Here is a 25,156-nt window from a genome sequence, read left to right on the forward strand (position 1 = left end):
CAACGCAGGCTTCGACGGGTGCTCCGGGAACGCAGGCTTCGACGGGTGCTCCGGGAACGCAGGCTTCGACGGGTGCTCCGGGAACGCAGGCTTCGACGGGTGCTCCGGGAACGCAGGCTTCGAGGGGCGGTCCGGGAAGGCGGGCTTGACCGGCTGGGCCGGATACGCAGGCTTCTCCGGAAACGCCGGTTTCGCAGGGTGCTCCGGGAAGGCGGGCTTCGACGGGTGCTCCGGGAACGCAGGCTTCGAGGGGTGCTCCGGGAAGGCGGGCTTGACCGGCTGGGCCGGATACGCAGGCTTCTCCGGAAACGCCGGCTTCACGGGCTGCTGCGGGTATGCAGGCTTCACCGGAAACGCCGGCTTCACGGGCTGCTGCGGGTATGCAGGCTTCACCGGAAACGCCGGCTTCACGGGCTGCTGCGGGTATGCAGGCTTCACCGGGAACGCGGGCTTCACGGGCTGCTGCGGGTAAGCAGGCTTCACCGGATGCTGCGGATATGCAGGCTTCTGCGGGTACGCGGGCTTCACCGGCTGAGCGGGATAGGCAGGCTTCTCCGGATACGCGGGCTTCACGGGCTGCTGCGGATACGCAGGCTTCACCGGGAACGCGGGCTTCACGGGCTGCTGCGGGTAAGCAGGCTTCACCGGATGCTGCGGATAAGCAGGCTTCTGCGGGTACGCGGGCTTCACCGGCTGGGCAGGATAGGCGGGCTTCACCGGCTGAGCGGGATAGGCAGGCTTCACCGGATGCGCAGGCTTCACCGGATGCTGCGGATAGGCAGGCTTCTCCGGATGCTGAGGGTAAGCAGGCTTCTCCGGATACGCAGGCTTCCCTGGTTGCGCCGGATACGAGGGCTTGACCGGGTGCTGAGGGTACGCGGGCTTCGCCGGATGGTCGGGATATGCAGCCTTCTCCGGCTGCTGTGGATACGCGGGCTTCTCCGGATGCGCAGGCTTCCCCGGATGTTCCGGATAAGCGGGCGGTGCCGGGGACGGCGGGTGCGGGGTGGTGAGGTCCTGGGCGTAGGCGGTTCCCGCGTTCGACAACGCGGCAGCGCCAAGCGCGGCAGCCATGACAGCTGGCGTCAGGACGGATCGCCATCGCGGCGATTTCGTCATGTTCTCCACTCTCCTCGACTCGGTTCGGGGCTTCGTGACGGCCGGTCAGTACCAAGAGCCGGATAGTGGAATGATCAGAAAATCGGAGACATGAATAACGCTCTGACGTCCATAAGCCACCGGATGGTGTAGCGCGGGAGGCCAGTTGGCCCGGGTGGCGGCGAAGCTCCGGGCCGGCCGGTACGGGTTCATGAGGCGGCCGGGTCCAGAAGCCGGCGACCGACGTTCCAACGGGGGCGCGCCCCAGCGGTGCACTCCGCCCCCGCAAACAGCCCCAGCCCGAGAAGACAATCAACCGAAAATGTCCGCTTTGGTGCGTATAGTTCCTCGAAGGTGCGGGCTGCGACCGTGACCTGATCCACGGTCATCAACCCCTCCGCTGCGCCGATCCCGGCCACCCACAAGCAAGGAGCACCGAAGAGTGAAGCCCCAGCGGAAGAGCAGGCTGCACACCCTGGCGGCCGGCTCGGTGGTTGTTTCCGGCGCCTTGCTCGTGACGGCCTGCGGCTCGAGCGGCGGCTCCGGGTCGTCCGACGGATCGTCCACGGCTGCCGCGCCGACCACCACGGCCGCCAGCGGCGTCAAGTGCGGCAAGGCGGCCCATGTGTCGGCTTCCGGCTCGACCGCGCAGGAGTTCGCGATGAAGTCCTGGATCAAGGCCTTCACGCACGCCTGCCCCGGCACTCGGATCAGCTACGAGGGCAACGGCTCCGGTAGCGGCCAGACCGATTTCCTGCAGGGCAAAACCGCTTTCGCGGGGTCCGACTCCGCACTGAGCGCCGCGCAGATCACCCAGTCCAAGAGCGTCTGCTCCAACGGCGGCCAGGCCGTCCACCTGCCGGTGGTCGGCGGCCCCATCGCCCTCGGCTACAACCTGCCGGGAGTCAGGAAGCTGGTCCTGGACGCGTCCACGCTCGCCAAGGTCTTCGACTCCCGGATCACGAAGTGGAACGATCCGGCGATCGCGAAACTGAACCCCGGTGCCAAGCTGCCGTCGACGTCGATCCGCGCGTCTCACCGCTCCGATTCCTCCGGCACGACGGACAACTTCACGTCCTATCTGAGCGCCGCCGCACCGAGCGACTGGCCGCACGGGCACAGCAAGGAGTGGAAGGCCCAGGGCGGCGATTCGGCCAAGAAGTCCGCGGGCCTCGTCGACCAGGTGAAGAAGACCGTGGGTGCGATCGGCTACGTCGAGCTGTCGTACGCGATCGCCCGAGACATTCCCACGGTCTCGATCGACACCGGCGCCGGCACTCCCGTCAACGCCAGTGTCTTCACGGCCTCCAAAGCGATCTCCACTGCCAAGGTTGCCGGCAACGGCGACGACCTCGTGCTCGAGCTGGACTACGCCACCAAGGCCCCGGGCGCGTATCCGATCGACATGGTCACGTACGAGATCGTCTGCGACAAGGGCAACAAGCCGGCCACATGGCCCGCCACCAAGGCGTTCCTCACGTACATCGCCGGCGTGAAGGGCCAGCAGGACCTGAGCTTCGAGGGCTACGCGACGCTCCCGGCCGCGATCGTGAACCAGGTCCGCAGCAAGATCAACACTCTGTCGTGACCCGACGGGACCGCGAGGCTTCAGCCGCCCGCGGTCACGGCCTTGAGCTCGTCCAGTGACTCCCGCATCAACTCCGCCATCGTGCGTTCCTCGCCCGCCTCGACCCAGCGCTCGAAGCCGATCTTGAAGACGGCGACCCCCGCCTCGGCGGTCAGGCTTGCGGCCGGCTCCGGCACGCCGCGTCGGCGCAGGGCGTCGGCGAGTGAGGCGGACAGTGAGGCGAGCTTGATCAGCTCGCGTTCCTGGAGCACCGCGTTCGCCACGATGACGGCGTGTCGCCGCCGGGCGTGTGCGTGGCGGCCGACGAACTCGGCGGAGACCGCCTCGAGGCCGACCGCGACCGCGTCGATCGGGGCCGCGGACTGCGGAGCCTCGGCGACCGCGTTCACAAACAGCTCCTGCAACGCACCGGAGCCGCCGAACAGCACCTCGCGCTTGTCGGCGTAGTGCCGGAAGAAGGTCCGCTCGGTGAGACCGGCCCGATGGGCGATCTCCGCCACCGTGGTCTGTTCGTAGCCGCGCTCGCCGTAGAGCTCCAACGCCGCTTTCGCCAGGCGTTCGCGCGCGTTCGGCTCCCATCTACCCATGAGCAGATCCTACGTGATGACAGTCTCTGTCATCACATGCTAGCGTCGATGACAGTCACTGACATCGACAAGTTTGGGGCTCTCCCATGCGCATCTTCGTGACCGGCGCGTCCGGCTGGATCGGCTCCGCCCTCGTTCCCGAACTCCTGGACGCCGGGCATCGGGTCGTCGGGCTCGCCCGTTCCGACGCCTCTGCCGCCGCCCTCACCGCCGCCGGTGCCGAGGTGGTCCGCGGCACCGTCGACGACCTCGACGTCCTGGCCGGCGCCGCTGCCGCATCGGACGGGGTGGTGCACCTCGCCTTCAAGCACGACCTCGCCTTCAGCGGCGATTTCCAGGGCGCCGCCGAGGCCGACCGCCGCGCCGTCGAGACCCTCGGCGAGGCGCTGGCCGGCACCGGTCGTCCCTTCGTCCTCGCCTCCGGGCTGGTGGGCCTCAAGCCGGGGCAGGTGTCGACCGAGCGGGACATGCCCGCGGTCGACGGCTCGCCTGTGTCCATACGGTCGGCCACCGCCACGTCGTTGCTGGCGCTTGCCTCGCGCGGAGTGCGGTCATCGGTGGTGCGGCTGTCTCCGACCTGCCACGGCGAAGGGGACAACGGGTTCATGGCCACCCTGGTCGCCATCGCCCGGGCCAAGGGTGTCTCCGGCTACATCGGCGACGGCGCCAACCGCTGGCCGGCCGTCCACCGTCTCGATGCCGCACGGCTGTTCCGCCTGGCGGTGGAGAAGGCCCCGGCGGGTGCGGTGCTGCACGGCGTCGCGGAGGAAGGCGTCCCGATCCGCGACATCGCCGAGGTGATCGGCCGTCACCTCGATGTACCGGTCGCCTCGGTGGCTCCCGAGACAGCGGTGGAGCACTTCGCGTGGCTGGGCCGCTTCCTGGCGCTCGACGGCCCGGCGTCCAGCACCCTGACCCGTGAACTGCTGGACTGGCAGCCCACCGGCCCCGGCCTCCTCGACGACCTCGAAAAGGGCCACTATTTCCACACCCCTGCCACCGCCTCCTGACCACGCGGCCGTGCCTGCGGCCGGCGGAGGACAGGCCCGCAAGCGTGGCGACCGGACTGACCGCCGCCTTCCGGTGGACCGGCCGGGGATACGCTCCGATGCATCCCGGATCCTGATGTGTCGTACTTCTCGGGCCTTGACGGTGGGGTGAGCTTGCGGGTCGGGTTCGTTCGAGCCGGGCTCGCCGGACGAGCAGGTCGGGCCGTGGCTCCGGTCCAGTGGCGCGCATCCGGTCGCCCTGCCGCACGTACTGGATTCGATCGTGGCCACACCGATGGAGCACTCGACCGCACCCAGGCGCTGACGCTCGTGGTGATCGGTGCCGATGATGAACACGTCGCCACGGCCGACCAGTTGGCCGCAGCGCTGCGCGGTGCAGGACCGGCCAGGAGGCGAAGGGCGCTCAGGTGCGGACGAGTTCCAGCGCCTGCCTCAGGTTGTGTTCGGCGATGCCGGCCATGAACGACCGGTCGGGGAAGTCGCCGTCGAGGAGCCGTAGCGGCCCCGCGGTCAGCGAGAGCCGCTGGGCCAGCAGATAGAGCGCGAGCCGGTCCTCGTCCAGCCCGTCGGCCGCCAACGGCCCGTAGGCGTCGTGCAGGCGGATCTTCAGGAAGACATGCTCCCACTCGACGTCGAAGTACATCGTGCCCTCGATGTCGATCACCACCGGGTTCCCTTCCGGGTCCACCAGCACATGATCGGGGCCCAGTTCGCCGTGTACGACCGCGTACTCCGAGCGCGGCCGGACTGCCGCCGCCAGGCTCAGCAGCCGCTCTTCCAGTCGCTCGCGGGCTGTCGCGATCCGCGGGTCGCGCGACGCCGCCTCGGCGAGGTCCCGCAGGGCCCGCTCCAGTACGACGCCCTCGCACGACGTTCCGCGTGACGTTCCGCCTGCCTCGATCACGGCCACCTTGCCGTAGCCGGGCGCCCGATGACCCCGCATCGCCTCCAACGCCTCCCTGAGCCGGGTCATGACCGGCGCAGCCGCGCGGGGATCGCGGGCGAGCAGTTGCTCCAGGTTCTCGCCCGGGACGTCCTCGACGATCGCCAGGTCGGCCGGGCAGTGGGTGCCGTCGCGGTCGACCAGTCGAATCGCCGGGACGCTGACGCCGAGCGCATCAAGTCGCCTGTGCGCGGCCTCGAACAGGTCGAGGCCGAGACCGGGCGAGAACGGGTCGGTGAGGTCGTCGTCACCCTCGACCGTCGGCCAGTAGTTCTCGGCGTCGTCCCACAGGTAGGCGATCGCGGTCGTCGCATCGTCCATCAGCAGGCGGTACACGCCCTTTTTGCTGCCGCCCGCGATCCGCCGGACCGCCTCCAGCCGCCGCCCGGCGCCGAGCGCGTCCCGCGCCGCAGTCGCCAACTGCTCCCGCGTCGCTGCCCTGAGCTCCACGTCCCGAACCGCCCCTTCGTCACGACAACCCGCGCACCTTACGGGAGCGGCGATGCCCAGGCGATCGGTTTGTTCCGCCGATGGCGCCCGGGGGCCTGCCCCGTCGCCGTCCGCACTGGAGTGAGAGCCCTCAACACCAGTGCATCGGCGCCTTGTTCGACGCGTTCGGGCACCGCTCTGCCCCTTCCCTTCGACGAGTCGGGCTCCGCCGCTGGAGGCTGGGGCCGCCCCCGGCTGGCTGACGACCCGTCACCAGGGGGTGCGCGCCACGAGGCGCCGAGTTCTCAAGGCCGTGCATCCGCTGGTGCTCAACGCCCCAGGCCTGGGCGTCCGCCGCGAGGAAGTGCTTCGCGGATACGGGCCCAGGCCGTCGCCCAGTGGATGGAGATCGTGTGCTCGCCTTTCGCGGCTGATGCCGGCAGGCGCATGCCCATGTGTGCCGGCGTGGCGTCAGGCGGGCTGCGGGGCGGGCATTGCCGGAGCGGCCGCGACCTTGCCGGTCTCGAGCATCATCAGCAGGCCGCTGACCACCATGAGTGTCGCGGTCAGGCAGTGGACGCCGAGCGCCGTGGCCACGGAACCGTGGTGGGCCAGCACGGTGGCCATGTCGCCGTACGCGGCGAGGGCCTCCACCATCAGCACCCAGCCCAGCGCCCGACGCTGGCCCGTCACCAGCAGGATGCCCAGGACCAGGGCCAGGACCACGTCGCGGATTCCCTTGATGATCAGGAAGCCGCCACCGTCGCCGGACGGCCAGCTCGGCAGACCGAAGGTCGGCGCCGTCGTCTCCGGGCTCAGGATGAACTCCCCTCCGAACCAGAGGATGAAGAGGATGAAGGCGGCGACCAGGACGGTGTTGATCTTCTTCAGTAACACTGTTCTTCTCCTTGCGAGTCTTCGTCAGCTTGCTGAGTTCGATGAGCTTCGTGGAGCCTGCGGTGGCCGCATTCCGGATGTCGCGATTCGGCGGCCGACTGCCGTCAGGGGCGGGCGGGTGAGCCCGCGGGCTCAGGCGAGGGCGGCGACCAGCAGGGCGAAGGCGGCGATGAGCACGGCGACGCGGACGTAGTGGTAGCGATTCCAGCGGTTCAGCTGCTGCTTCCAGTCGGCGGGCCGGTTGTCAGGGGTCCACGTCTTGTTCCGGTTGTTGATCGGGACGAGCAGCAGAATCGACATGATCACGCTGAGGATCAGCCGCGCGCCGGCGGTGACGACGAGACCGGTCCCGTGGTGGTGCCACCCGGCGACGGCCCAGATGCCGGCGAGGACGAGTGAGCCGATGTACCAGAACGGCATGACGGCGCCGAGCATCCGGCCCCCGTGGGCATGGCCGAGTTGGCCGCTGTCCTCCGGGAGGGCGTCGAGGATCCGGTTGATGACGAAGGCGACGGAGAACTCCACCCCCACCATCACGCCGACGACCACGGTGGTGAAGACCTCGAGTGCGGTGAGCATGATGACCCCTCCTGAAATCTAGCATTGCTAGCGGATGAGGCAACGCTAGTACTACTGCCGCTCGATTGTCTAGCGGTGCTAGGATCGAATCATGTCGGTACAGGAACGCAAGCAGCGCGAACGGGCGGAGCGTGAGCGCCTCATCGTCGCGACAGCCCGCGAACTCGCGGAGCAGCAGGGCTGGGACGCGGTCACCACCCGCCGGCTCGCCGAGCGCATCGAATACAGCCAGCCGGTCCTCTACAGCCACTTCCGCGGCAAGCGCGAGATCATCGGCGCCGTCGCGCTCGAGGGTGCCGCCGAGCTGGCCGGCGCGGTGCGGGCCGCGACCGCTGCCGCGAACGGCACGCGCGAGCGGGTCGCTGCGCTGGCTCGCGCCTATCTGCTGTTCGCCGAGCGCAACCCGGCGGTCTACGACGCCTTGTTCCAGCTCGACGGCGGCCTTGCGTACGCGCAGGACGACACCCCGGAGCCACTGAAAGACGCCTTCGCCGCCCTGCTGGAGACCCTGGGCGAGGTCGCCGGGAACGGCGTCGAACCGGGGCTGTACACCGAGACGTTCTGGGCGGCCCTGCACGGCCTTGCCACCCTGACCCGAGAGGGACGGCTGCCGCCGGAGGACACCGAACAGAGGGTGGAGCTGCTGGTGGACCGGCTCGCCGTCATCTGACCCGTCGTTCAGGCCGGCCCGCAGCCGGGGCTCTGGGTCCTCCACCGCCGCCTGCTCCGGCGCAACGCGGCGCGGTCCGCTTTCCTGGCCGGGAGGTACTCGTATCAGCGAGCTGCTCGGCCCACGGAACGGATCGGAATGTCGTCCGCGGCTAGAGGCTTGGTTCTGGTCTTGTGGCGGATGCGGCCGCAACGGCCGTGGCCAGCGGGTCGCGGGCCGGGTGGCCGAGGAGGTCCGCGAGATCGGATGTGGTGCCGTCCAGGAAGCCGTGCCGGACCGCCGTGGCTATCGAGGCGAGCATGGGCGGCTGGAACGGCAGCAGCCCCGGCGTCTCCTCGAGCAGTCTGCGCCGGTACTCGCCCAGGCTGATGGCGCGGTGCGGGACCCCGAGCCGTCCGGCCACCTGCCCCGCCGTGACCGGCGTACCGACAAGGTCGTAGACGCGCCCGCCGTGATGTGTCGGATCCGACGCGACGATCGCCGCGGCGTCGGCGAGATCCTCGCGCGCGACGGCGGCCAGGGCGCCGTCCCCGAACGCCGTCTCCACGGCGTTACCGGCCCACATGAGCAGACCTCCGAAGAGTTCGGCGTAGAGGCCGTTGCGCAGGATCGTCCACGGCAAGCCGCTTGCCCGGACAAGGCGTTCGGTCGCCCGGTGCGCGAGGGCGAAACCCAGGTGGTCGCCGGCGCCGGTCAAGCTCGTGTAGACGACGTGCTGGACGCCGTCCCGGACGGCGGCGTCCAGCACCGCCGCGTGCCGCCCGACGACCTGGTCGTCCTCGCCGTAACCGGCGGAGATCAGCACCAGGGTCGACACACCGGTGAGATCGAGGCTCCCAAGGTCGTCGAAGTCGAGGTGCCGCGTCCCCGGGCCCGGCGTGCGGCTGCCGCCGCTCGCGATGACGTCACGGGCACGCAGGGCCGCAAGCGTGGCCGCGCCGAGGTTTCCGTTCGCTCCGGTCACCAGGATCATGTCAGTCGCAGTCTTCCGTCGTGGTTCTCATCGGTAACTACCATTGATCCTCGACCGCACAACCACCGGCCACAAGAAGGCAGTTCGATGTCACTCACGCACACCGGGGTAACCACCTCCCCCGCCGACCTCGAGCCCTGCGGACGCGAGGACCACCCCGACTGCGGCATCCGTGACGTCCTGGACCGCATCGGGGACAAGTGGTCGGTGCTCGTGATCGTCGAACTCGCGGGCGGTCCGCGCCGGTTCCGCGAGTTGCAGCGCGCCATCGACGGCATCTCCCAGCGCATGCTCACCCTCACCGTGCGCAGGCTCGAACGGGACGGCCTCGTACTGCGCACCGTCTACCCGAGTGTCCCGGCCCAGGTCGACTACCGTCTGACCGAGACGGGGGCCGGCCTGACCCACCTGGTCAAGGCGCTCGCCGACTGGTCGCTTGCGCACCGTGCCGTCATCGCCGAGGCGCGGCACGCGTACGACCGGGCCAATCCCGGCCACGACATCCACTGACGGGAGTCGTCATCGGCGCAGATGGGGGATCAGTGCCGGCACTCGGGCGCGGTAGGCGTCGTAGGACGTGCCGAACTGGCCGGCCATGAGGCCGTCTTCGACCCGGACCCGGCGCAGCAGCCACGGTATGGAGACCACCATCAGGGCGATCCAGACACCGAAGCCACAGGCGAGCATGGAGCCGGTGACCAGGCCGAGCAGGCCGGTGTAGATGGGGTGGCGGACCAGCCGGTAGGGTCCGTCGGTGCGCAGCTCGTGGTGGTCCCGGACCATCGGGACGCTTGCCCACATCGTGCCCAGAACCCAGCGGGCCCACAGCAGCAACGCGGTGGAGGCGACGGCGAGCAGGGCGCCCAGGAGGGCGAGTTCGGGCTGCCAGAACTGCAGATGCCGCCAGAAACCCCGCGAGTGGCGCACCAGCGTGGACAGGGCGAGGGCGCCCACTGTCAGCAGAAGCCGACGAGGCAAGGTCCGTCGCAGACCGCGCGCCCAGCCGCGCAGGCCGGCCTGGCTCTTCGCGCCGAAGTAGACGGCGCCCGCGATCCAGGCCACGACGAAGACCAGGACGCAGACACCGGTGAGAGCGACGAGCGCCGAGTGGAGTGAACCCATGCCTCAAGCCTGCTCCGCGCACCCGGTGGATCACCACCACCCATGGGTCGATGGAGAGGCCTCCACCCACGGGCTGAGGCGGCTGAGCCCGTGCGGTCAGCCCAGGGGGTTGGCGGTGTCGCGCAGGGCGGCGAGAGCTGGTGCGTACATACGGGTCCTGATGGTGGCGAGGGTGTCGCCCGCCTTGGCGGCCAGGGGCTGCGCGAGAGCGAGGGCCGTCGTCCGTACGGCGTCCTCGGCGACGGCGTGGTCGACGATGCCGGCGGCCAGCGCGTCATGGCCGCCGTAGCGGCGGGCGGTGACCATGGCCTCGTGGGCGGTCCGCGGCGTCAGGCGGGACTGGATGAGGGCGGACATCCCGGGCGTGAAGGGGATGTTGATGTCGGCCTCGGGCAGGCACCAGAAGCCGCGGTCGGCGCGCATCACGCGGAAGTCGTGGGCCAGCGAGAACATGGCTCCGGCGGCGAAGGTGTGCCCCTGCAGTGCGGCCACGGTGACCACCGGCAGGGACAGCAGCCGGGCGAAGAGCGCGTGCACGGAGACGACGTAGTCCTGGTGCTGGTCGGCGTGTGCGAACAGCCAGTCCAGATCGAGCCCGTTGGAGTAGAACTTGCCCGTCGCCGCGGTCACCAGCGCGCGGGGCCCCTCCGCCTTCTCCACCTCGTCCAGGGCGGCGTCGACGGCGGAGATCCAGTCGGGGTGGAAACGGTTCTCGCCGTCTCCGAGTTCGAGGACGTAGACGTCGTCGTGGCGGTCCAGTACGGGCATGGCGGCTTCCTCGGGCTGGGTGGTCACGGGCATCATTGCTACCCATGGGTAACTTACGGGTCGGTCGTAGAACGTGCAAGAGGTGGCCGACCGCCCATGTTTCGTCGCGCTGGCAGCCCTTGCGGTGGCGTGCTCTCCTGGAAGTGTCTGCAGGAGAGCACGCCGATGCGCCACATCCGGACTTCCGCCCTCGCTTCCGCCCGGTCGCCCGCGCCGACCGGAACGGGTGGGGGCCTGCTGCCGACGCGTGATCTGGCGGTCGCCTGGCTTCTGGTCGTCCTGATCGCGGTGCCCGCCTGGGCGCTGACCATCGGGCAGGCCCGGGACATGGGGGTCGAGCCCGGCACGATGGGGATGGCACTGCCGCTGTTCCTGCTGCTGTGGGTGACGATGATGGCGGCCATGATGCTGCCGTCCATGGCACCGGTGGCCATCACCTGGGTGCGGGGCATCGGCCGGCAGTCCTCCGGCTGGACGCGGACCGTGCGCACCGTCGAGTTCGTGGGCGGGTATCTGCTGGTGTGGACCGCGTTCGGACTGCTCGCCTACGCGGCCCTCGCCCTCACCGGCCGTCTGGTGGACGATCATCCGACCGCCGGCCGCTGGATCGGCTCGGTGGCCTTCCTGCTCGCGGGCCTGTATCAGCTCGGCCCCCTCAAGTACGTCTGTCTGCGGCACTGCCGCGATCCCCTCGGCCACCTGGTGCACTACGCGGGGTTCCGCCGGCCTGCCCGAGATCTTCGGGTGGGGGCCCATCACGGCACCTACTGCGTGGGCTGCTGTGCGGGACTGATGGTCGTCCTGGTCCCGCTCGGCGTGATGAACGTGGCGGCGATGGCCGGGCTCGCGGTGGTGATCTTCGTCGAGAAGCTGTGGTCCCGTGGTCCGCTGCTCGCGCGGGCCGTGGGTGTCGCCTTCCTCGTGCTGGCCGTGCTCGCCCCGTTCCAGGACTGGCTGCTACCGGGGCTGCAGGGGTCGATGCCGTCGATGGACGGCATGTGACTCACTTGCCCTCGAAGGCCCGCCCACCGGGCGCCCGTCGGCAGCTGTGGAAGCCCGCTTGTCTCCTTCCGTGAGGGAGACGGCTGCCATTTTCCCGCGATGATGGCGGCGAGCGTCGTCCGTTGGACATCGGCATATCGCGGTACGTCGTTCCGGACCCGACGAAAAAAGAAGTAGGTGCCCTGTGGAAGCGATCGGCCATGCGCTGTCCATCGCCGGGTCGATGACCTGGGAGGTCACCTGGGCGCTGATCCTGGGATTCGCCCTGTCGGCCGTGGTGCAGGCGGTGGTGCGCCGGTCGACGGTCGTGCGGCTGCTGGGCGACGACCGGCCACGCACCCTCGCCCGGGCGGCGGGGCTGGGGGCGGCCTCGTCGTCCTGTTCGTACGCGGCCGTGGCCCTGGCCCGTTCGCTGTTCCGCAAGGGCGCCGACTTCACGGCGGCGATGGCGTTCGAGATCGCCTCCACCAATCTGGTGGTGGAGCTCGGCGTGATCCTTGCGCTGCTCATGGGCTGGCAGTTCACGGCGGCGGAGTACGTCGGCGGGCCGATCATGATCGTCGTACTCGCCGTGCTGTTCCGCCTGTTGCTGCGCGAGCGGCTGCTGAGCCGGGCGCGGGAGCAGGCGGAACGCGGGATCGCCGGGTCCATGGAGGGCCACGCGGCCATGGACATGTCGGTGCGGGCAGAGGGCGGCTTCGCCCGGCGCCTGTTCTCCCGGGACGGCTTCACATCCGTGTCGCACATCTTCGTCATGGAGTGGGCGGCGATCCTGCGGGACCTGGTGGCGGGGCTGCTGATCGCTGGGGCCATCGCGGCCTGGGTGCCGGACGACTTCTGGCGCACGTTCTTCCTTGCGGACCATCCGCTCGCCGCCAAACTGATCGGCCCGCTGGTCGGACCGCTGGTGGCCATCGCCACGTTCGTCTGCTCGATCGGCAACGTGCCGCTGGCCGTGGTGCTGTGGAAGGGCGGCATCAGCTTCGGCGGGGTGATCGCCTTCATCTACGCCGACCTGCTGATCCTGCCCATCCTGAACATCTACCGGAAGTACTACGGCGCCCGGACGGCCGTCTTCCTCCTGGGCACCTTCTTCGCCGCGACGGCCGTCGCCGGATACGTCGTCGAGTTCGCCTTCGGCGGGCTCGGCCTGATCCCCGACCAGGCCGATGCCAGGATCCCCGAGCAAGGGGTCACCTGGAACTACACGACCTGGCTCAATCTCGTCTTCCTGCTGCCGGCCGCGACCCTGCTCGTCCGGTTCTGGCGCACCGGCGGCCCGGCCATGCTGCGGATGATGGGCGGCTCACCCGACGCCGGGGAACACGAGCACGAGCACGGGCACACCCACAGTCCGCGTGAGACGTGAGAGGGGGCCGTGGGATAACCCCCCTGCGCGTCGACCGGCCTGCCGGATGGTCGGCGACCGGGTCGCTCCACAAGTCTGGACGTGGTCATTTCACCCGTACGGACAAGGGAGTTCAGACATGCAGACCCGTCGCGCCGCCATGCTGTCGGCCATGGCAGCACTCGCCGTGTCCGTCGTCCCGGTGCGGGCCGCGGCCGCCGAGCCGCGCACGGCCGGGCCGGTGCGGCTGAGCCTGCCCGCGCCCAGCGGGCCGTACCCGGTGGGGACGGTCTCGCTGCGGCTGGTCGATGCCTCGCGTGCCGACCCCTGGGTCGCGTCGCGGCCGTACCGGGAGCTCATGGTCGGCATCCGCTATCCGGCCCGGACCGTCGGCGGCTGTCCGGCCGCGCCCCAGATGCTTCCCGGCGAGGCCGCCGGGTTCGCGGCCCTGAACAGCTTCATCGATGTGCCGAGCAGTCGGGTCGACTGGGCCGCCACCCGCACGCACGCCCACCAAGGCGCCCCGGTCGCCCGGGACGGTGGTCCCTTCCCGGTCGTCTGCTACTCCCCCGGCGCCGGGGACCCGCGCTCCCTGGGCACCACACTCTGCGACGACCTCGCCTCCCGGGGCTACGCCGTGGTGACCCTCGATCACACCTACGACGCCTGCGCCGTCGAGTTCCCCGGCGGCCGTGTCGAACGCTCCGTCCTGCCCGCGGAGTTCGCCAAGGCGTACCCGGACCAGCAGCGCATCACCGCCCTGTTGCGCAAGACCATGGCCGTACGTGTGGCCGACACGCGCTTCCTCCTCGACGCACTGCCGAGCGCGCTGCCCCAAGTCCTGTGCGGCGAACTGGACTTCGGCCGCATCGGCATGTTCGGCCAGTCGGCGGGCGGCTTCACCGCCCTGCAGACCATGCACGACGACCCGCGCATCGCAGCAGCCGCCAACCTGGACGGTGTGCTCGCGTACGTCCAGGAGGACAGCACCCCCGGCAACCTGTCCACCGTCGCCGCCGAGGGCCTCGACCGCCCCTTCCTCCTGATCGGAAAAGACGGCAACGACCTAAGCACGGTGCCCTCCTGGCGGGCCCTGTGGCGCAACAGCCGTGGCCGGCACCTGGGCTTGAGCCTGCGGGGCGCGCAACATGCCACGTACACCGACGCCGAAGCCATGATCCCGCAGATCGCCCGGCGGCTCGGCCTGCCCCGCAAGACCGTCGTCGAGAACATCGGCACCATCGCCCCGCGGTGCGCGATCACCACCCAACGGGCCTACGTCGCCGCCTTCTTCGACCGCTGGCTGCGGCCGTGACGACGACGGCCTGATGGACGGGACGTCCGGCTGCCATCCGGAAGCGCGGTACTTCTGAGAGCTGAGCGGCAGCTGTCAAGATCCGGGGAATCGGTGGCCTGAACCGATACCGACCGCTACGTTGTCGCTTGCCCACAGGCGCAAGGGGGCGGTGGTCGAGGGGGCCGCCGGTCCAGGACGAGGAGCGTGCCATGACCGAGGAACCGGCCGTCGACCGTGAGGCCGTGCTGGCACGGCTGGACCTGACCACCCCGCATTCGGCACGTGTGTGGAACTACTGGCTGGGAGGCAAGGACAACTACGCCCCCGACCGCGCCATGGGCGACCAAGTCCTGGAGTACTTCCCGGAGATCGTCGACTCGGCCCGGGCCGACCGGGCGTTCCTCGGCCGTGCGGTGCGTCATCTGGTCGGCGAGGCGGGCATCCGCCAGTTCCTCGACCTGGGCACCGGCCTGCCCACCGCGGACAACACGCACGAGGTCGCCCAGCGGCTGGCCCCCGCGACACGGATCGTCTACGTGGACAACGACCCGCTGGTCCTGGTGCACGCCCAGGCCCTGCTCACCAGCAGCCCCGAGGGCGTCACGGACTATCTGGACGGCGACGTCCACGAACCCGGACCGATCCTCGAAGGCGCCGCCCGGACGCTGGACTTCACACAGCCGGTGGCTCTCATGCTGCTGGGCATCATGCAGTTCGTCAGCGACGACGAGCAGGCGTACGAGATCGTCGACCGGCTCGTCTCCGCCCTGCCCTCCGGCAGCTATCTGGCGCTCGCCCATCCCACGGCCGAGGTCCACACCGAGGCCATGACGGCGGCGGTGGCCAGCTGGAACGAGCAGGGCTCGGCGCCGATGAAACTCCGCAGCCGCGAGCAGCTGCTGCGGTTCTTCGACGGTCTGGAACTGCTGGAGCCGGGCGTGGTGTCGTGCTCGCGCTGGCGTGCGCAGCAGCCCGAGGTCGGCGAGATCGTCGACGTGACACAGTTCTGCGGGGTGGCGCGGAAGCCCTGAGGCAGCCCTTGAGGGCCGGTCGTCACGACCGGCCCTCAAGAATGTCGTGGGCCTTGCGGACGGCCTCGCGGTTCCAGCGGCGCTGCTTCTCCAGCTTCGGCCGGTTCTCGGCGATGAGCTGGTTCTGGATGCGTACGTCGATGGCGTGGACGGCGCGGACGTAGCCGGTCCGCTGCTTGCAGCGGGCGTCGGCGGTCGCCGTCTGCTTCTCCAGGGCCGAGGGCGCGTCGGGGTCCTTGGGCCGCGCGGTCAGTCGTTCGTTCAGTTCCTCGCGCCGGCGGTCCTCGCCGAGCTGGGCATCCCTGGGCGTGGCGTAGTGGTGGCCCGCTGTGCGCATGCAGGCCGACCACGCCTGGTCCGCCTTCTTCCAGGCGGGGTCCTTCATGCCCTGCTGGAGACTCTTGGACTCCAGTTCCAGGACAGGGTCCCTGCGGTCCTGCGGGTTGCTTCCGTAGATCGCACGGTCCGCCTCGCCGAGACAGCCACGGCGCGGGATGCGGTGGCCGTGCACGGACTTCGGGTCGTCGCCGAAGAACTCACCGGTGAGCGCGAGGTATTGGGAGAGGGTCCATGTCCTCTGCGGGTAGCGGCGCTCGTACTCGATCCGCGCCGCGTGATAGCCGTAGCGCGCGGCCTGCCGGGGGTCCTGGACGCCGTAGCGGAAGTCGTCGTCGGCGTAGGCGACGGCCGTGAACACGCCGGTGCCCGCCGGGCGTCGGGGCCAGTCGGGCAGGGGGTCGATGTCGAGGTTCTTGAGGTCGTCGAACCCGAGGCGGACCATGCACTGCTTGGCGAGCGTCCAGCGGGCCGTGCCGACGGTGTGTCCGGCGTCGGACATGTCGTACGCGGCCAGCGGCAGGAACCGCGGGTCGCTCGACGAGGTGGGACCGGCCTCGGGCGTCGGCGAGTCGGACGGCTGCCCGCACCCCGCGAGGGCGAGGGTGGAGGCCAGGAGCAGTAAGAGGGGGACGGCTGCGCGCATGGGGCCAGCTCATCAGGGGCCGAGGGCGGCAGACCGTGGTGGAGGCCACAGTTCCGCGTCACAGCCGCATCACAGGTGTCGCATCCCGCCCCGGACGCGGCCGGCCGCCCCCACCACGGCCGAGGTGAGGGCGGCGCGGCGCCGGTCAGCGGGCCGCGAGAAGCTCCAGGGTGTCGATCACCCGGTTGGAGAAGCCCCACTCGTTGTCGTACCAGGCGACCACCTTGATGTGGCGGCCGTCGACGCGGGTGAGGGCCGAGTCGAAGATGGAGGACGCCGGGTTACCGGTGATGTCGGAGGACACCAGCGGGTCGTCGGAGTACTCCAGGACGCCGGCCAACGGGCCCTCGGCAGCGGCGCGGTAGGCGGCCAGGACCTCGTCCCGGGTGACGTCCCGGGCGACGGTGGTGTTCAGCTCGACGATCGAGCCCACCGGGACCGGGACGCGGATCGAGTCGCCCGACAGCTTGCCGTCGAGGCCGGGCAGCACGAGGCCGATCGCCTTGGCGGCGCCCGTCGTGGTGGGCACGATGTTGATGCCGGCGGCGCGGGCGCGGCGGGCGTCGCGGTGCGGGCCGTCCTGGAGGTTCTGCTCCTGGGTGTAGGCGTGCACGGTGGTCATGAAGCCGTGCTCGATGCCGGCGAGTTCGTCGAGGACGGCGGCGAGCGGGGCGAGCGCGTTGGTCGTGCAGGAGGCGTTCGAGACGACGGTGTGCAGCTCGGGGTCGTACGCGTCGGTGTTGACGCCGTAGGCGAGGGTGACGTCGGCGCCGTCCGACGGTGCGCTGACCAGGACCTTCTTCGCGCCCGCGTCGAGGTGGGCGCGGGCGGCCTTGGCCGAGGTGAAGCGGCCGGTGGACTCCAGGGCGACATCGACGCCGAGTTCGGCCCAGGGCAGCTGTGCCGGGTCGCGTTCGGCGAGGACCTTGATGCGCCGGCCGTCGACGACGAGGGTGTCTCCCTCTACGGTCACCGGGCGGCCGAGCCGGCCGGCCGTGGAGTCGTAGGCGAGCAGCCGGGCGAGGGTGGCGGGCTCGGTGAGGTCGTTCACGGCGACGATCTCGATGCTGCTGTCGCGTTCCAGCAGGGCGCGCAGCACATTGCGCCCGATGCGGCCGAATCCGTTGATGGCGACGCGAGTCATGACTACCCCTTGGTGTCTCTGCGGCTCGTCTGGGTTCACCACCAGCCTGGCGTGCGGGGTCCGTGCGTGGCCGTGGCGTGAGCGCCATGGTTCGAAAGGATCGCGCCAGGAGCCTGACCTGGCTATTCGCCTCGGGTGAAGGTGCGCCGGTACTCGCTCGGCGTGGTTCCCAGGATGCGCTGGAAGTGCAGGCGCAGATTGGCCCCGGTGCCCAGGCCCACGTCATTGGCGATCTGCTCGACGCTACGCTCCGAGCGTTCGAGCAGCTCACGGGCCAGGTCGATACGGGCGCGCATGACCCACTGCATCGGCGTGTATCCGGTGTCCTCGGCGAAGCGCCGCGAGAAGGTGCGCGGTGAGACCGCGGCGTGCTGGGCGAGGGCGTCGAGGCTGAGGGGTTCGTCGAGCCGGTGCAGGGCCCACTCGCGGGTGGCGGCGAAGCGCTCGCCGAGCGGTTCGGGAACGCTGCGCGGCACGTACTGCGCCTGGCCGCCGCTGCGGTAGGGGGCCGCGACCAGGCGCCGGGCCGCGTGGTTGGAGGCGGCCACGCCGAGGTCACCGCGCAGGATGTGCAGGCACAGGTCGATGCCGGAGGCGGCGCCGGCCGAGGTGAGCACACTGCCCTCGTCGACGAACAGGACGTTCTCGTCGACCTGGACCAGCGGATGCTTCTCGGCGAGGGCCCGCGTGTAGTGCCAGTGCGTCGTGGCGCGTTTGCCGTCGAGCAGGCCGGTGGCGGCGAGCGCGAAGGCGCCGGTGGAGATGGCGGCGAGGCGCGCGCCCCGCTCGTGGGCGGCGATCAGCGCGTCGACGACGGCCCGCGGCGGGTCCTCGCGGTCCGGGAACCGGTAGCCCGGCACGAACACGATGTCGGCCCAGGCGAGCGCGTCGAGTCCGTCCGCGACGTGGTACGCCAGCCCGTCGCCACCGGTCACAAGACCGGGCGCCGCCCCGCACACCCGCACCTCGTACGGCATGCTCGCGCGGGTCGTGAACACCTGCGCGGGAATGCCGACATCGAGCGGCTTCGCGCCTTCGAGGACCAGGACGGCGACGCGGTGGAGGCGGGCGGTGGACACGGGACCAGGGTACGAGGGCGGCGGGGCGGGCCCGGTCATCTGCGCCGGCTGTGCCGGGCGCGGGGCGAGCGGCCCGCCGACCGGGAAATGTCCCGCCCTGCTCGGTGACGGGCTGCGGCTCTTCGACGGGCTGGGCGCCGTGCGGGGCGGCCTCGAGCCGGTCCGCGTGGTCGACACACCCCTCGCGACCCACGTGAAGTACCGCCTGGTGAGGTGACTTACTCGCCCGGGTAGCGCACTCCGATGCTCGCGCGTACGGCGTCCAGGGTCGCCATGACCGCGAGAGTGCCGTCCAGCGGGACGTACGGCGACTCGGTGAGGCCGGCGCGCAGGCAGCGGGCCACCTCCCGTGCCTCGTGGGTGTAGCCGTTGCCCGGGGAGTCGGGCAGGCGGATCTCCTCGGGCTCGTGGCCCTGGCGGTGCAGGGCGAAGCCGCCTGCGTGGAAGAAGTCGCGGGCGAACTCGATGCGGCCGAGGGTGCCGTTGACCGAGGCGTGCTGGGCCGTCTGGGTGCCGAGAGAGCAGGAGAGCACCGCGACGGCTCCGCTGTCGTAGCCGAGCAGGATGCCGGTGTTGTCGTCGACTCCCTGCGGGTTCAGGTGCGCCCAGGCCGAGACGGCGTCGGGGGCGCCCAGCAGCAGGTGGGCGAAGGAGACGGGGTAGACGCCGAGGTCGAGGACGGCGCCGCCGCCCTGGGCCGGGTCGTGCAGACGGTGTGCGGCGTCGTAGGGCACGGTGATGCTGAAGTCCGCGTGGACGGAGCGGACTTCACCGATCGCTCCGTCGGCGATCAGCTCCCGCATCCGCAGCACGGCGGGATTGACGTAGGTCCACATCGCCTCCATCAGGAAGACGTTCCGCTTGCGGGCGATCGTCACCAGGTCCTGTGCCTCGGCGAGGTTGAGGGTGAGCGGCTTCTCGCACAGCACCGCCTTTCCGGCCTCCAGGCAGAGGGCGGCCGCCGCGCGATGCGCCGAGTGCGGGGTGGCGACGTACACGACGTCGACCTCGGGATCCTCGGCCAGGCCCTGCCAGCTGCCGTGGGCCCGGGCCATGCCGTGCCGTTCGGCGAATCTGTGGGCGGCATCGGCGCTGCGGGAGCCCACGGCGACGAGTTCGGCATCGTCGGGTATCAGGCGCAGATCCTCGGCGAAGGTGTGGGCGATGCCACCGGTGGCGAGGACACCCCAGCGGACGGGGCGTGTTCCTGTCATGGGCTCGGGCCCTTCCGTAGTGCGTCGCCACGATCCCGGCAGGCAGCCGTAAGGACAAATAACAAAGGCAAGGAGGGTAATTCACTCCTTGCCACTCTCAACTTATAGCGCACAGGGGGCCTTGCGGCAAGGCCCCGGTCGTATCGCAGAATCTCCAGCCGAAGCCGGGACCTGCGGAAACGCAGCCTTGTTCAAGGGGGATTCATGATCGACGTGATCATCGCCGGGGGCGGCCCGACCGGGTTGATGCTGGCGGCCGAGTTGCGTCTGCACGGCGTGCACGTGGTGGTCCTGGAGAGGGAGGCGGAGCCGCCCACGTATGTGCGTGCGCTCGGTCTGCATGTGCGCAGCATCGAGGTGCTGGACCAGCGCGGTCTGCTGGAACGATTCCTCGCGCACGGTCGGCGCCACGACAAGGTCGGCGGCTTCTTCGCCGCCATCGACAAGCCCTGGCCGCAGGGGCTGGACTCGGCGCATGCCTATGTCCTCGGCATTCCGCAGCCCACCACCGATCGTCTGCTGGCTGAGCGCGCGATCGAGCTCGGCGCCGAGATCCGGCGCGGCTGCGAGCTGACCGGGCTCAGCCAGGACGAGGACGGGGTGACCGCTCGACTGGCCGACGGCGCGCGGCTGCGTTCGCGGTATCTCGTCGGCTGCGACGGTGGCCGCAGCACGGTACGCAAGCTGCTCGGTGTCGGCTTCCCCGGCGAGCCCAGCAGGGTCGAGACGCTGCTGGGTGAGATGGAGGTCGCCGCGCCGCCGGAGGAGGTGGCCGCCGTGGTGGCCGAGGTCCGCAAGACGCAGAAGCGGTTCGGCGTCGGGCCCTTCGGGGAGGGGGTGTTCCGTGTCGTCGTACCCGCCGAAGGGCCGGCCGCGGACCGTACGGTTCCGCCGACCTTCGAGGAGTTCAAGCAACGGCTGCGGACGGTCGCCGGCACCGACTTCGGGGTGCACTCCCCGCGCCGGCTGTCCCGGTTCGGCGACGCCACCCGGCAGGCCGAGCGCTACCGGGTGGGCCGGGTGCTGCTGGCGGGCGACGCGGCCCACATCCATCCGCCGACCGGCGGCCAGGGGCTCAACCTCGGCATCCAGGACGCGTTCAACCTCGGCTGGAAACTGGCCGCCGAGGTGGTCGGCTGGGCACCGGAGGGGCTGCTCGACAGCTACCACACCGAACGCCACCCGGTGGCTGCCGACGTGCTGGACAACACCCGTGCGCAGATGGAGCTGATGTCCACCGAGCCCGGCCCGCGGGCGGTGCGCCGGCTGCTGTCGCAGCTGATGGACTTCGAGGAGGTGAACCGGTACCTGATCGAGAAGATCACCGCGATCGGGATCCGCTACGACTTCGGTGAGGGCCACGACCTGCTCGGCCGGCGCATGCGGGACGTACAGCTGAAGCAGGGGCGCCTCTACGAGTTGATGCACCGCGGCCGCGGGCTGCTGCTCGACCGGACCGGGCGGCTCTCGGTGGCGGGCTGGGCGGACCGGGTCGACCACGTCGTCGACGTCAGCCAGGAGCTGGAGGTGCCGGCGGTCCTGCTACGGCCGGACGGTCATGTGGCGTGGGTCGGTGACGACCAGCGGGAGCTGCTCGGGCGGCTGCCCACGTGGTTCGGTGCGGCCGTGAGGTGAGCACGGGCGCCGGGACGGAAGCGACCCTGCACCGAGGACGGCGAGTCCTGGCGCCCTTTCCGGTCCATCCCGGCCGAGATTCCAGGAGCCCGACCTGACCGCCTGTCTGGCGGGTCGTCCGTACACCGGTGTGACGCCCCCGGGCGGCTCTCCCACCGAACGTCAGTCCGTGGAGATCTGAGCGGCTGGGACAAGCGCATGCCCCGGTGTTCACCTGCGGCGCGGGGCCGGGGGCGGGGCAAGGCCGTCGAAGACGATGGCCAGCATCCGGTTCCGTACCCCTTCCTCGATGCGGGCGTGTGCGGAGGCTCGTGAGGTGGCGACGAGCAAGGCGTACACCTCGGGCAGTTCGGCGTCGTCCCGGACTGCGCCGGCGCGCTGGGCCTGCGCAAGCAGCGCACCGACGGCGCGACGCAGTCCGTCCGATGCCCGGGCGGCGTCGCCGCTGTCGTCCCCGCCGGCTTCTTGGAGGGCCTCGCCGATGGCGATCTTGCCGGTCGCGTCGGCGACCAGGTGGCGGAAGAAGTCGAAGAACGCCGCACCCGAGTCCGTGGCGTGCAACAGCGCTTCCGCCTGCGCCCGCAGGCGGTCGAAACGCTGCACCAGTACGGCCTCCAGGAGCGCCGCTTTGGTGGGGAAGTGACGGAACACCGTGGCGATGCCGACGTTGGCCAGGCGGGCCACCTCCTCGGTGGACGCGGACTCTCCGCCCCTGCCGAAGACCTCTTCGGCGACGGTCAGGATCCGCTCGCGGTTGGTGCGCGCGTCGGCGCGTAGCGGCCGTCTGCCGCCGTTCTCTGGGCTGTCCGGGGTGGTCATCGCGCTTTCACTCATCCGCCGCTTTCCGAAGTCGCGACTCCGTATAATCGGAGTCCGCACTTCGGATAGTACTTCGATGCCATCGCACGCCGGCACAGACGACAGGAGAGCGCCATGCCCCAAGTCCTCAGCCCGCGAGAGGTTTTCCTCGCGCTCGTGAACGGTGTCGCGGAGGGCAACTGGAAGGACCTGCCCGACCTGTACGCGGAGCAGACCCATGTCGTGCACCCTTTCGACCCGCTCCGCGCCGCCGCGCTCCGCACCCGCGAGGAACTGCGCGAACACTTCAAGCCGACCGATGGCGGCCCCCGGCTGCACCGCAGGGCCGCCAGCATCACGATCCATGAGACGACCGACCCCGAGGTCATCGTCGCCGAGTTCGAGTACCAGGGCACGGTCGAAGAGACCGGAGAGGCGTTCACGCTGCCCGGCATCTTCGTCCTTCGGGTGCGCGACGGCGAGATCGTCAGCTCCCGCGACTACTTCGACCATGTCACCGCCGCCCGAGTCCGCGGGCAGTTCGACACCCTGGTCGCGGCCGTGCGCAGACGCCTCCCTCCGGGGGGCTCCGGCAGTCGTCAACTCCCGTTGCCGGGCGCCGTACCGATCCAGCGGTGATAGGCGTCCATGTCGACATTACTGCCGCACACGATGGTGACCACATGGCGGCCGGAGAAGCGGTCGGGGTCTTCGAGGACGGCCGCGATGCCGAGCGCGGCCGACGGTTCGGCGACCAGGCCGGCGTGGTCGAGAAGCATCCGCATTCCGGCGATGATCGACGTCTCCTGGACCAGGACGGCGTCGTCGGCGACCAGCAGGAGGTCGTCGAGGACGGCGGGGATGGGACACCGGCCGGCGACGCCGTCGGCGATGGTGTGCGTCGAGTCGGTGGTGACGACACGCCGACTGCGCCAGGAACGTGTCATGGCCGGGGCGCCCAGCGGCTGGACGCAGATCACCTCGGCTGCGGGCGCCAGGGCCTTCACCACATGCCCCACGCCGGTGGCCAGTGCCCCGCCGCCGAGAGCGATCAGGACGGCGTCGAACGACGGCATGGCCTCCACCAGTTCCAGGCCGATGGTGGCCGCGCCCTCGCAGGTCTCGAGATCCAGGCTGTCCTCGAGCAACCGGATGCCGTCGTGGCGCGCGATGGCCGCCGCCCGCGCGCGGGCCGACTCGTGGTCGCCGTCCACCAGTTCCAGCGTGGCGCCCAGGGCGCGGATGCGATCGAGCTTGGCCGCGGTCGCGAAGCGGGAGGCCACGACGGTGACGTCGAGCCCGCGGCCGCGGCCGGACCAGGCGAGGGCCTGGCCGAGGTTGCCCGCGCTGGCGCACACCACGGCCCGCGAGCCCTTGGCGGCGAGCAGGCTCGCGACCAGCTCGGTGCCGCGGGCCTTGAAGCTGCGGACCGGGTTCGCCGTTTCGAGTTTGATGCTCACCGTGCAGCCGAGGGCGATCTCCAGCGCCTCGCAGCGGTACAGCGGAGTGTCGAGGAAGACGGGGTCGATCACGCGGCGGGCCGCCCTGATCCGGGCAGTGTCGAGGCGCGTCTGCTGCATGACACGGCAGGGTAGCCCTGCCTGGTCCTCGCCTTCCGTCACCTCAGCCTCGGACCAGCGCCAGGAGCGAGTTTCCGCAGGGCCTCCGGCTGAGTCCGGGCCGTGCTCGGCGCGTACGGTCGGCCCCCGGGGCGATAATCGGTTGCCCGTTCGCGAGGGTGGTGGATGCAATGGCCGGCATGATCACCCAGGTGCGCCCGCCGCGGCGGGATGAGATGAACCCGCGCGGCCCTGAGCGACTGCGGCCGCTTCGTCGCTCGGGCGAGGACGCCGTATGAATACGCACGCTTCCGCACCTGGAGTGGGCGGATCGTCCGTCCTGATCGGCGCTCTCGCTCCGCTGACTCGGCCCGGCTGGGTCGAGGCAGGCCAACACCTAGTCGCCGGGCTCGAGTTGGGCGTCCGCGAGGTCAACGAGACCGGGGGGATCGGCGGAAGACCAGTCGAGCTGGTCGTCCGGGACACCGCGGCCGATCCGCACAGGGCGGCGGCGGCCGTGGACGAACTGGCCGGCCTGGGCGTGGCTGCCCTGGCGGGTGAGTATCACAGCGTCGTCGCTCGCGCCGCTGCCGCCAGGGCCGACGCCCTCGGCCTGCCGTACCTCTGCTCGTCAGCGGTCCTCGACGCGCTCACCGACCAGCCGACGCGTTGGGTCGCCCGGCTCTCCCCGCCGCAGTCGCGCGGCTGGCGGACCTACGCGGACTTCCTGCTGGCCGCGGGCCACACTCGTATCGCCGTAGCGGCCCAGCAAAGTGTCTACTGGGCCGCCGGGACCCACCTTCTGCGCGAGCATCTCGCCGCGCGCGGCGGCACCGTCGTCGAGCTCGACATGAGCGCGCTCACCCCGGCGGCCGTGTGCGACGAACTCGTCGGGAATCGCGCGACGGCCCTCCTTCTTCTGGTCGGCCACCCGGAGCCCGCCGCGCCGATCGTCCGCTCCGTCCGCCGCGACCAGCGCCTCTCCGGGATCATGATGGGTGCCCCGGCCGGGCAGCCGGAGTTCGCCGAATGGACGAGGCTGCTGGGCGACGACGGCGCCGCGATTCCGTTCCTGCGCTACCTGCGCGAACCCCTGAGCCCCCTCGGTGCCCGGGTCGAGAGGGCCCTTCGCGAACGGCTGGCCGAAGCGCCCTCCTTCGTCGGCTTCGAGGGCTACGACACGATCGCCGTCCTCGCCGATGTGCTGCGCTCGCACGGCACGGACCGTACGCGCACCGCCGAGCCCTGGCCCCGGGTCGCGGTCGATGGCACCCGCGGGCTGATCCGGTTCTCCCGCGTACCGGCCATCGGCGTGTGGCAGTGGGCCGAGCCCCCGATCCAGGTCGTCGAGCGGGATCCCGGGCAGCCCGATCGGTTTCGGATCCTGCACACCGGCTGAGGGG

24 protein-coding genes and 2 pseudogenes are annotated in these 25,156 nt (G+C 70.6%); 12 read left to right on the forward strand and 14 right to left on the reverse strand.

Annotated elements, in window-relative coordinates; translation table 11 throughout:
* Positions 1-1,119, reverse strand: a pseudogene (locus ABT254_RS06505) (hypothetical protein); the annotation flags it as partial.
* A 421-nt stretch (positions 1,120-1,540) separates the two neighbouring features.
* On the opposite strand from ABT254_RS06505, the gene pstS reads away from it, so the two are divergent.
* Positions 1,541-2,686 carry a phosphate ABC transporter substrate-binding protein PstS gene (gene pstS, locus ABT254_RS06510; protein ID WP_351464442.1) on the forward strand — a complete coding sequence of 382 codons (1,146 nt, stop codon included), beginning with the start codon at positions 1,541-1,543 and terminating at the stop codon, positions 2,684-2,686.
* A gap of 20 nt (positions 2,687-2,706) precedes the next feature.
* Here the strand turns inward: pstS and ABT254_RS06515 are convergent, their stop codons facing one another.
* Positions 2,707-3,273 (reverse strand): TetR/AcrR family transcriptional regulator, encoded by a 567-nt coding sequence (locus tag ABT254_RS06515; protein WP_351464445.1) that lies wholly within the window; start codon positions 3,271-3,273, stop codon positions 2,707-2,709.
* An 86-nt stretch (positions 3,274-3,359) separates the two neighbouring features.
* Between ABT254_RS06515 and ABT254_RS06520 the strand changes: the two genes are divergently transcribed.
* Positions 3,360-4,283 carry an SDR family oxidoreductase gene (locus ABT254_RS06520; protein WP_351464448.1) on the forward strand — a complete coding sequence of 308 codons (924 nt, stop codon included), beginning with the start codon at positions 3,360-3,362 and terminating at the stop codon, positions 4,281-4,283.
* A gap of 403 nt (positions 4,284-4,686) precedes the next feature.
* On the opposite strand, the gene ABT254_RS06525 is transcribed toward ABT254_RS06520, so the two are convergent.
* The 3 genes from ABT254_RS06525 to ABT254_RS06535 all read right to left on the reverse strand — a co-directional run bounded on the left by ABT254_RS06525 (position 4,687) and on the right by ABT254_RS06535 (position 7,131).
* Entirely contained in the window at positions 4,687-5,562 is an 876-nt protein-coding gene (locus tag ABT254_RS06525; protein WP_351465564.1) for a phosphotransferase family protein, read from the reverse strand.
* A 564-nt stretch (positions 5,563-6,126) separates the two neighbouring features.
* Entirely contained in the window at positions 6,127-6,552 is a 426-nt protein-coding gene (locus ABT254_RS06530) for a DUF4267 domain-containing protein (RefSeq protein WP_351464451.1), read from the reverse strand.
* A 132-nt stretch (positions 6,553-6,684) separates the two neighbouring features.
* Positions 6,685-7,131, reverse strand: a complete 447-nt coding sequence (locus tag ABT254_RS06535) for an anthrone oxygenase family protein (protein ID WP_351464454.1) — start codon at positions 7,129-7,131, stop codon at positions 6,685-6,687.
* Positions 7,132-7,222: 91 nt separating this feature from the next.
* On the opposite strand from ABT254_RS06535, the gene ABT254_RS06540 reads away from it, so the two are divergent.
* On the forward strand, positions 7,223-7,801 hold the full coding sequence (locus ABT254_RS06540; RefSeq protein ID WP_351464457.1) for a TetR/AcrR family transcriptional regulator: 579 nt from the start codon (positions 7,223-7,225) through the stop codon (positions 7,799-7,801).
* Between the two features lie 151 nt (positions 7,802-7,952).
* Here the strand turns inward: ABT254_RS06540 and ABT254_RS06545 are convergent, their stop codons facing one another.
* Entirely contained in the window at positions 7,953-8,774 is an 822-nt protein-coding gene (locus ABT254_RS06545) for an NAD(P)H-binding protein (protein WP_351464460.1), read from the reverse strand.
* Positions 8,775-8,861: 87 nt separating this feature from the next.
* On the opposite strand from ABT254_RS06545, the gene ABT254_RS06550 reads away from it, so the two are divergent.
* A complete protein-coding gene (locus ABT254_RS06550; RefSeq protein WP_351464462.1) occupies positions 8,862-9,284 on the forward strand; it encodes a winged helix-turn-helix transcriptional regulator in 423 nt (140 codons plus the stop codon).
* 9 nt (positions 9,285-9,293) lie between these two features.
* Here the strand turns inward: ABT254_RS06550 and ABT254_RS06555 are convergent, their stop codons facing one another.
* Both ABT254_RS06555 and ABT254_RS06560 read right to left on the reverse strand, forming a co-directional pair.
* Positions 9,294-9,896: a methyltransferase family protein gene (locus ABT254_RS06555; RefSeq protein WP_351464465.1), complete on the reverse strand. Its 603-nt coding sequence runs from the start codon at positions 9,894-9,896 to the stop codon at positions 9,294-9,296.
* Positions 9,897-9,992: 96 nt separating this feature from the next.
* Positions 9,993-10,664: an enoyl-CoA hydratase-related protein gene (locus tag ABT254_RS06560; protein ID WP_351465567.1), complete on the reverse strand. Its 672-nt coding sequence runs from the start codon at positions 10,662-10,664 to the stop codon at positions 9,993-9,995.
* A gap of 165 nt (positions 10,665-10,829) precedes the next feature.
* On the opposite strand from ABT254_RS06560, the gene ABT254_RS06565 reads away from it, so the two are divergent.
* From ABT254_RS06565 to ABT254_RS06580, 4 genes are all read left to right on the forward strand, one after another.
* The gene (locus ABT254_RS06565) at positions 10,830-11,666 is read left to right on the forward strand and encodes a DUF2182 domain-containing protein (RefSeq protein WP_351464468.1); all 837 of its coding nucleotides are present in this window, start codon (positions 10,830-10,832) and stop codon (positions 11,664-11,666) included.
* A gap of 184 nt (positions 11,667-11,850) precedes the next feature.
* The gene (locus tag ABT254_RS06570) at positions 11,851-13,035 is read left to right on the forward strand and encodes a permease (RefSeq protein ID WP_351464471.1); all 1,185 of its coding nucleotides are present in this window, start codon (positions 11,851-11,853) and stop codon (positions 13,033-13,035) included.
* Positions 13,036-13,153: 118 nt separating this feature from the next.
* The gene (locus ABT254_RS06575; protein ID WP_351464474.1) at positions 13,154-14,329 is read left to right on the forward strand and encodes an alpha/beta hydrolase family protein; all 1,176 of its coding nucleotides are present in this window, start codon (positions 13,154-13,156) and stop codon (positions 14,327-14,329) included.
* A gap of 191 nt (positions 14,330-14,520) precedes the next feature.
* Positions 14,521-15,342: an SAM-dependent methyltransferase gene (locus ABT254_RS06580; RefSeq protein WP_351464477.1), complete on the forward strand. Its 822-nt coding sequence runs from the start codon at positions 14,521-14,523 to the stop codon at positions 15,340-15,342.
* Positions 15,343-15,364: 22 nt separating this feature from the next.
* Here the strand turns inward: ABT254_RS06580 and ABT254_RS06585 are convergent, their stop codons facing one another.
* The 3 genes from ABT254_RS06585 to ABT254_RS06595 all read right to left on the reverse strand — a co-directional run bounded on the left by ABT254_RS06585 (position 15,365) and on the right by ABT254_RS06595 (position 18,547).
* Positions 15,365-16,324 carry a hypothetical protein gene (locus ABT254_RS06585; protein ID WP_351464480.1) on the reverse strand — a complete coding sequence of 320 codons (960 nt, stop codon included), beginning with the start codon at positions 16,322-16,324 and terminating at the stop codon, positions 15,365-15,367.
* Between the two features lie 145 nt (positions 16,325-16,469).
* On the reverse strand, positions 16,470-17,468 hold the full coding sequence (gene gap / locus ABT254_RS06590) for a type I glyceraldehyde-3-phosphate dehydrogenase (protein ID WP_351464482.1): 999 nt from the start codon (positions 17,466-17,468) through the stop codon (positions 16,470-16,472).
* A gap of 122 nt (positions 17,469-17,590) precedes the next feature.
* Positions 17,591-18,547 carry a GlxA family transcriptional regulator gene (locus tag ABT254_RS06595; protein WP_351464485.1) on the reverse strand — a complete coding sequence of 319 codons (957 nt, stop codon included), beginning with the start codon at positions 18,545-18,547 and terminating at the stop codon, positions 17,591-17,593.
* 91 nt (positions 18,548-18,638) lie between these two features.
* Here ABT254_RS06595 and ABT254_RS46505 point away from each other — a divergent pair.
* Positions 18,639-18,764, forward strand: a pseudogene (locus tag ABT254_RS46505) (dihydrofolate reductase family protein); the annotation flags it as partial.
* Position 18,765: 1 nt separating this feature from the next.
* Here ABT254_RS46505 and ABT254_RS06605 read toward each other — a convergent pair.
* Positions 18,766-19,761, reverse strand: a complete 996-nt coding sequence (locus ABT254_RS06605; RefSeq protein ID WP_351464491.1) for a Gfo/Idh/MocA family protein — start codon at positions 19,759-19,761, stop codon at positions 18,766-18,768.
* 204 nt (positions 19,762-19,965) lie between these two features.
* Between ABT254_RS06605 and rox the strand changes: the two genes are divergently transcribed.
* Positions 19,966-21,396, forward strand: coding sequence for a rifampin monooxygenase (gene rox, locus ABT254_RS06610; protein ID WP_351464494.1), 1,431 nt, complete (start codon positions 19,966-19,968; stop codon positions 21,394-21,396).
* A gap of 210 nt (positions 21,397-21,606) precedes the next feature.
* On the opposite strand, the gene ABT254_RS06615 is transcribed toward rox, so the two are convergent.
* On the reverse strand, positions 21,607-22,215 hold the full coding sequence (locus tag ABT254_RS06615; protein WP_351464497.1) for a TetR/AcrR family transcriptional regulator: 609 nt from the start codon (positions 22,213-22,215) through the stop codon (positions 21,607-21,609).
* Positions 22,216-22,329: 114 nt separating this feature from the next.
* Here ABT254_RS06615 and ABT254_RS06620 point away from each other — a divergent pair, with 114 nt between their 5' ends.
* A complete protein-coding gene (locus ABT254_RS06620; protein WP_351464500.1) occupies positions 22,330-22,833 on the forward strand; it encodes a nuclear transport factor 2 family protein in 504 nt (167 codons plus the stop codon).
* Here the strand turns inward: ABT254_RS06620 and ABT254_RS06625 are convergent.
* Complete coding sequence (locus tag ABT254_RS06625; protein WP_351464503.1) at positions 22,794-23,774, reverse strand: threonine ammonia-lyase; 981 nt, start codon at positions 23,772-23,774, stop codon at positions 22,794-22,796. The two genes, ABT254_RS06620 and ABT254_RS06625, sit on opposite strands and share 40 nt — an antisense overlap.
* A 274-nt stretch (positions 23,775-24,048) precedes the next feature.
* On the opposite strand from ABT254_RS06625, the gene ABT254_RS06630 reads away from it, so the two are divergent.
* Complete coding sequence (locus tag ABT254_RS06630) at positions 24,049-25,152, forward strand: ABC transporter substrate-binding protein (protein WP_351464506.1); 1,104 nt, start codon at positions 24,049-24,051, stop codon at positions 25,150-25,152.
* The last annotated feature ends 4 nt before the right edge of the window (positions 25,153-25,156 follow it).

Origin of the sequence: Streptomyces sp. NPDC001137 (genome assembly GCF_040298885.1) — a bacterium.
In the GTDB taxonomy this organism is placed as follows: domain Bacteria; phylum Actinomycetota; class Actinomycetes; order Streptomycetales; family Streptomycetaceae; genus Streptomyces.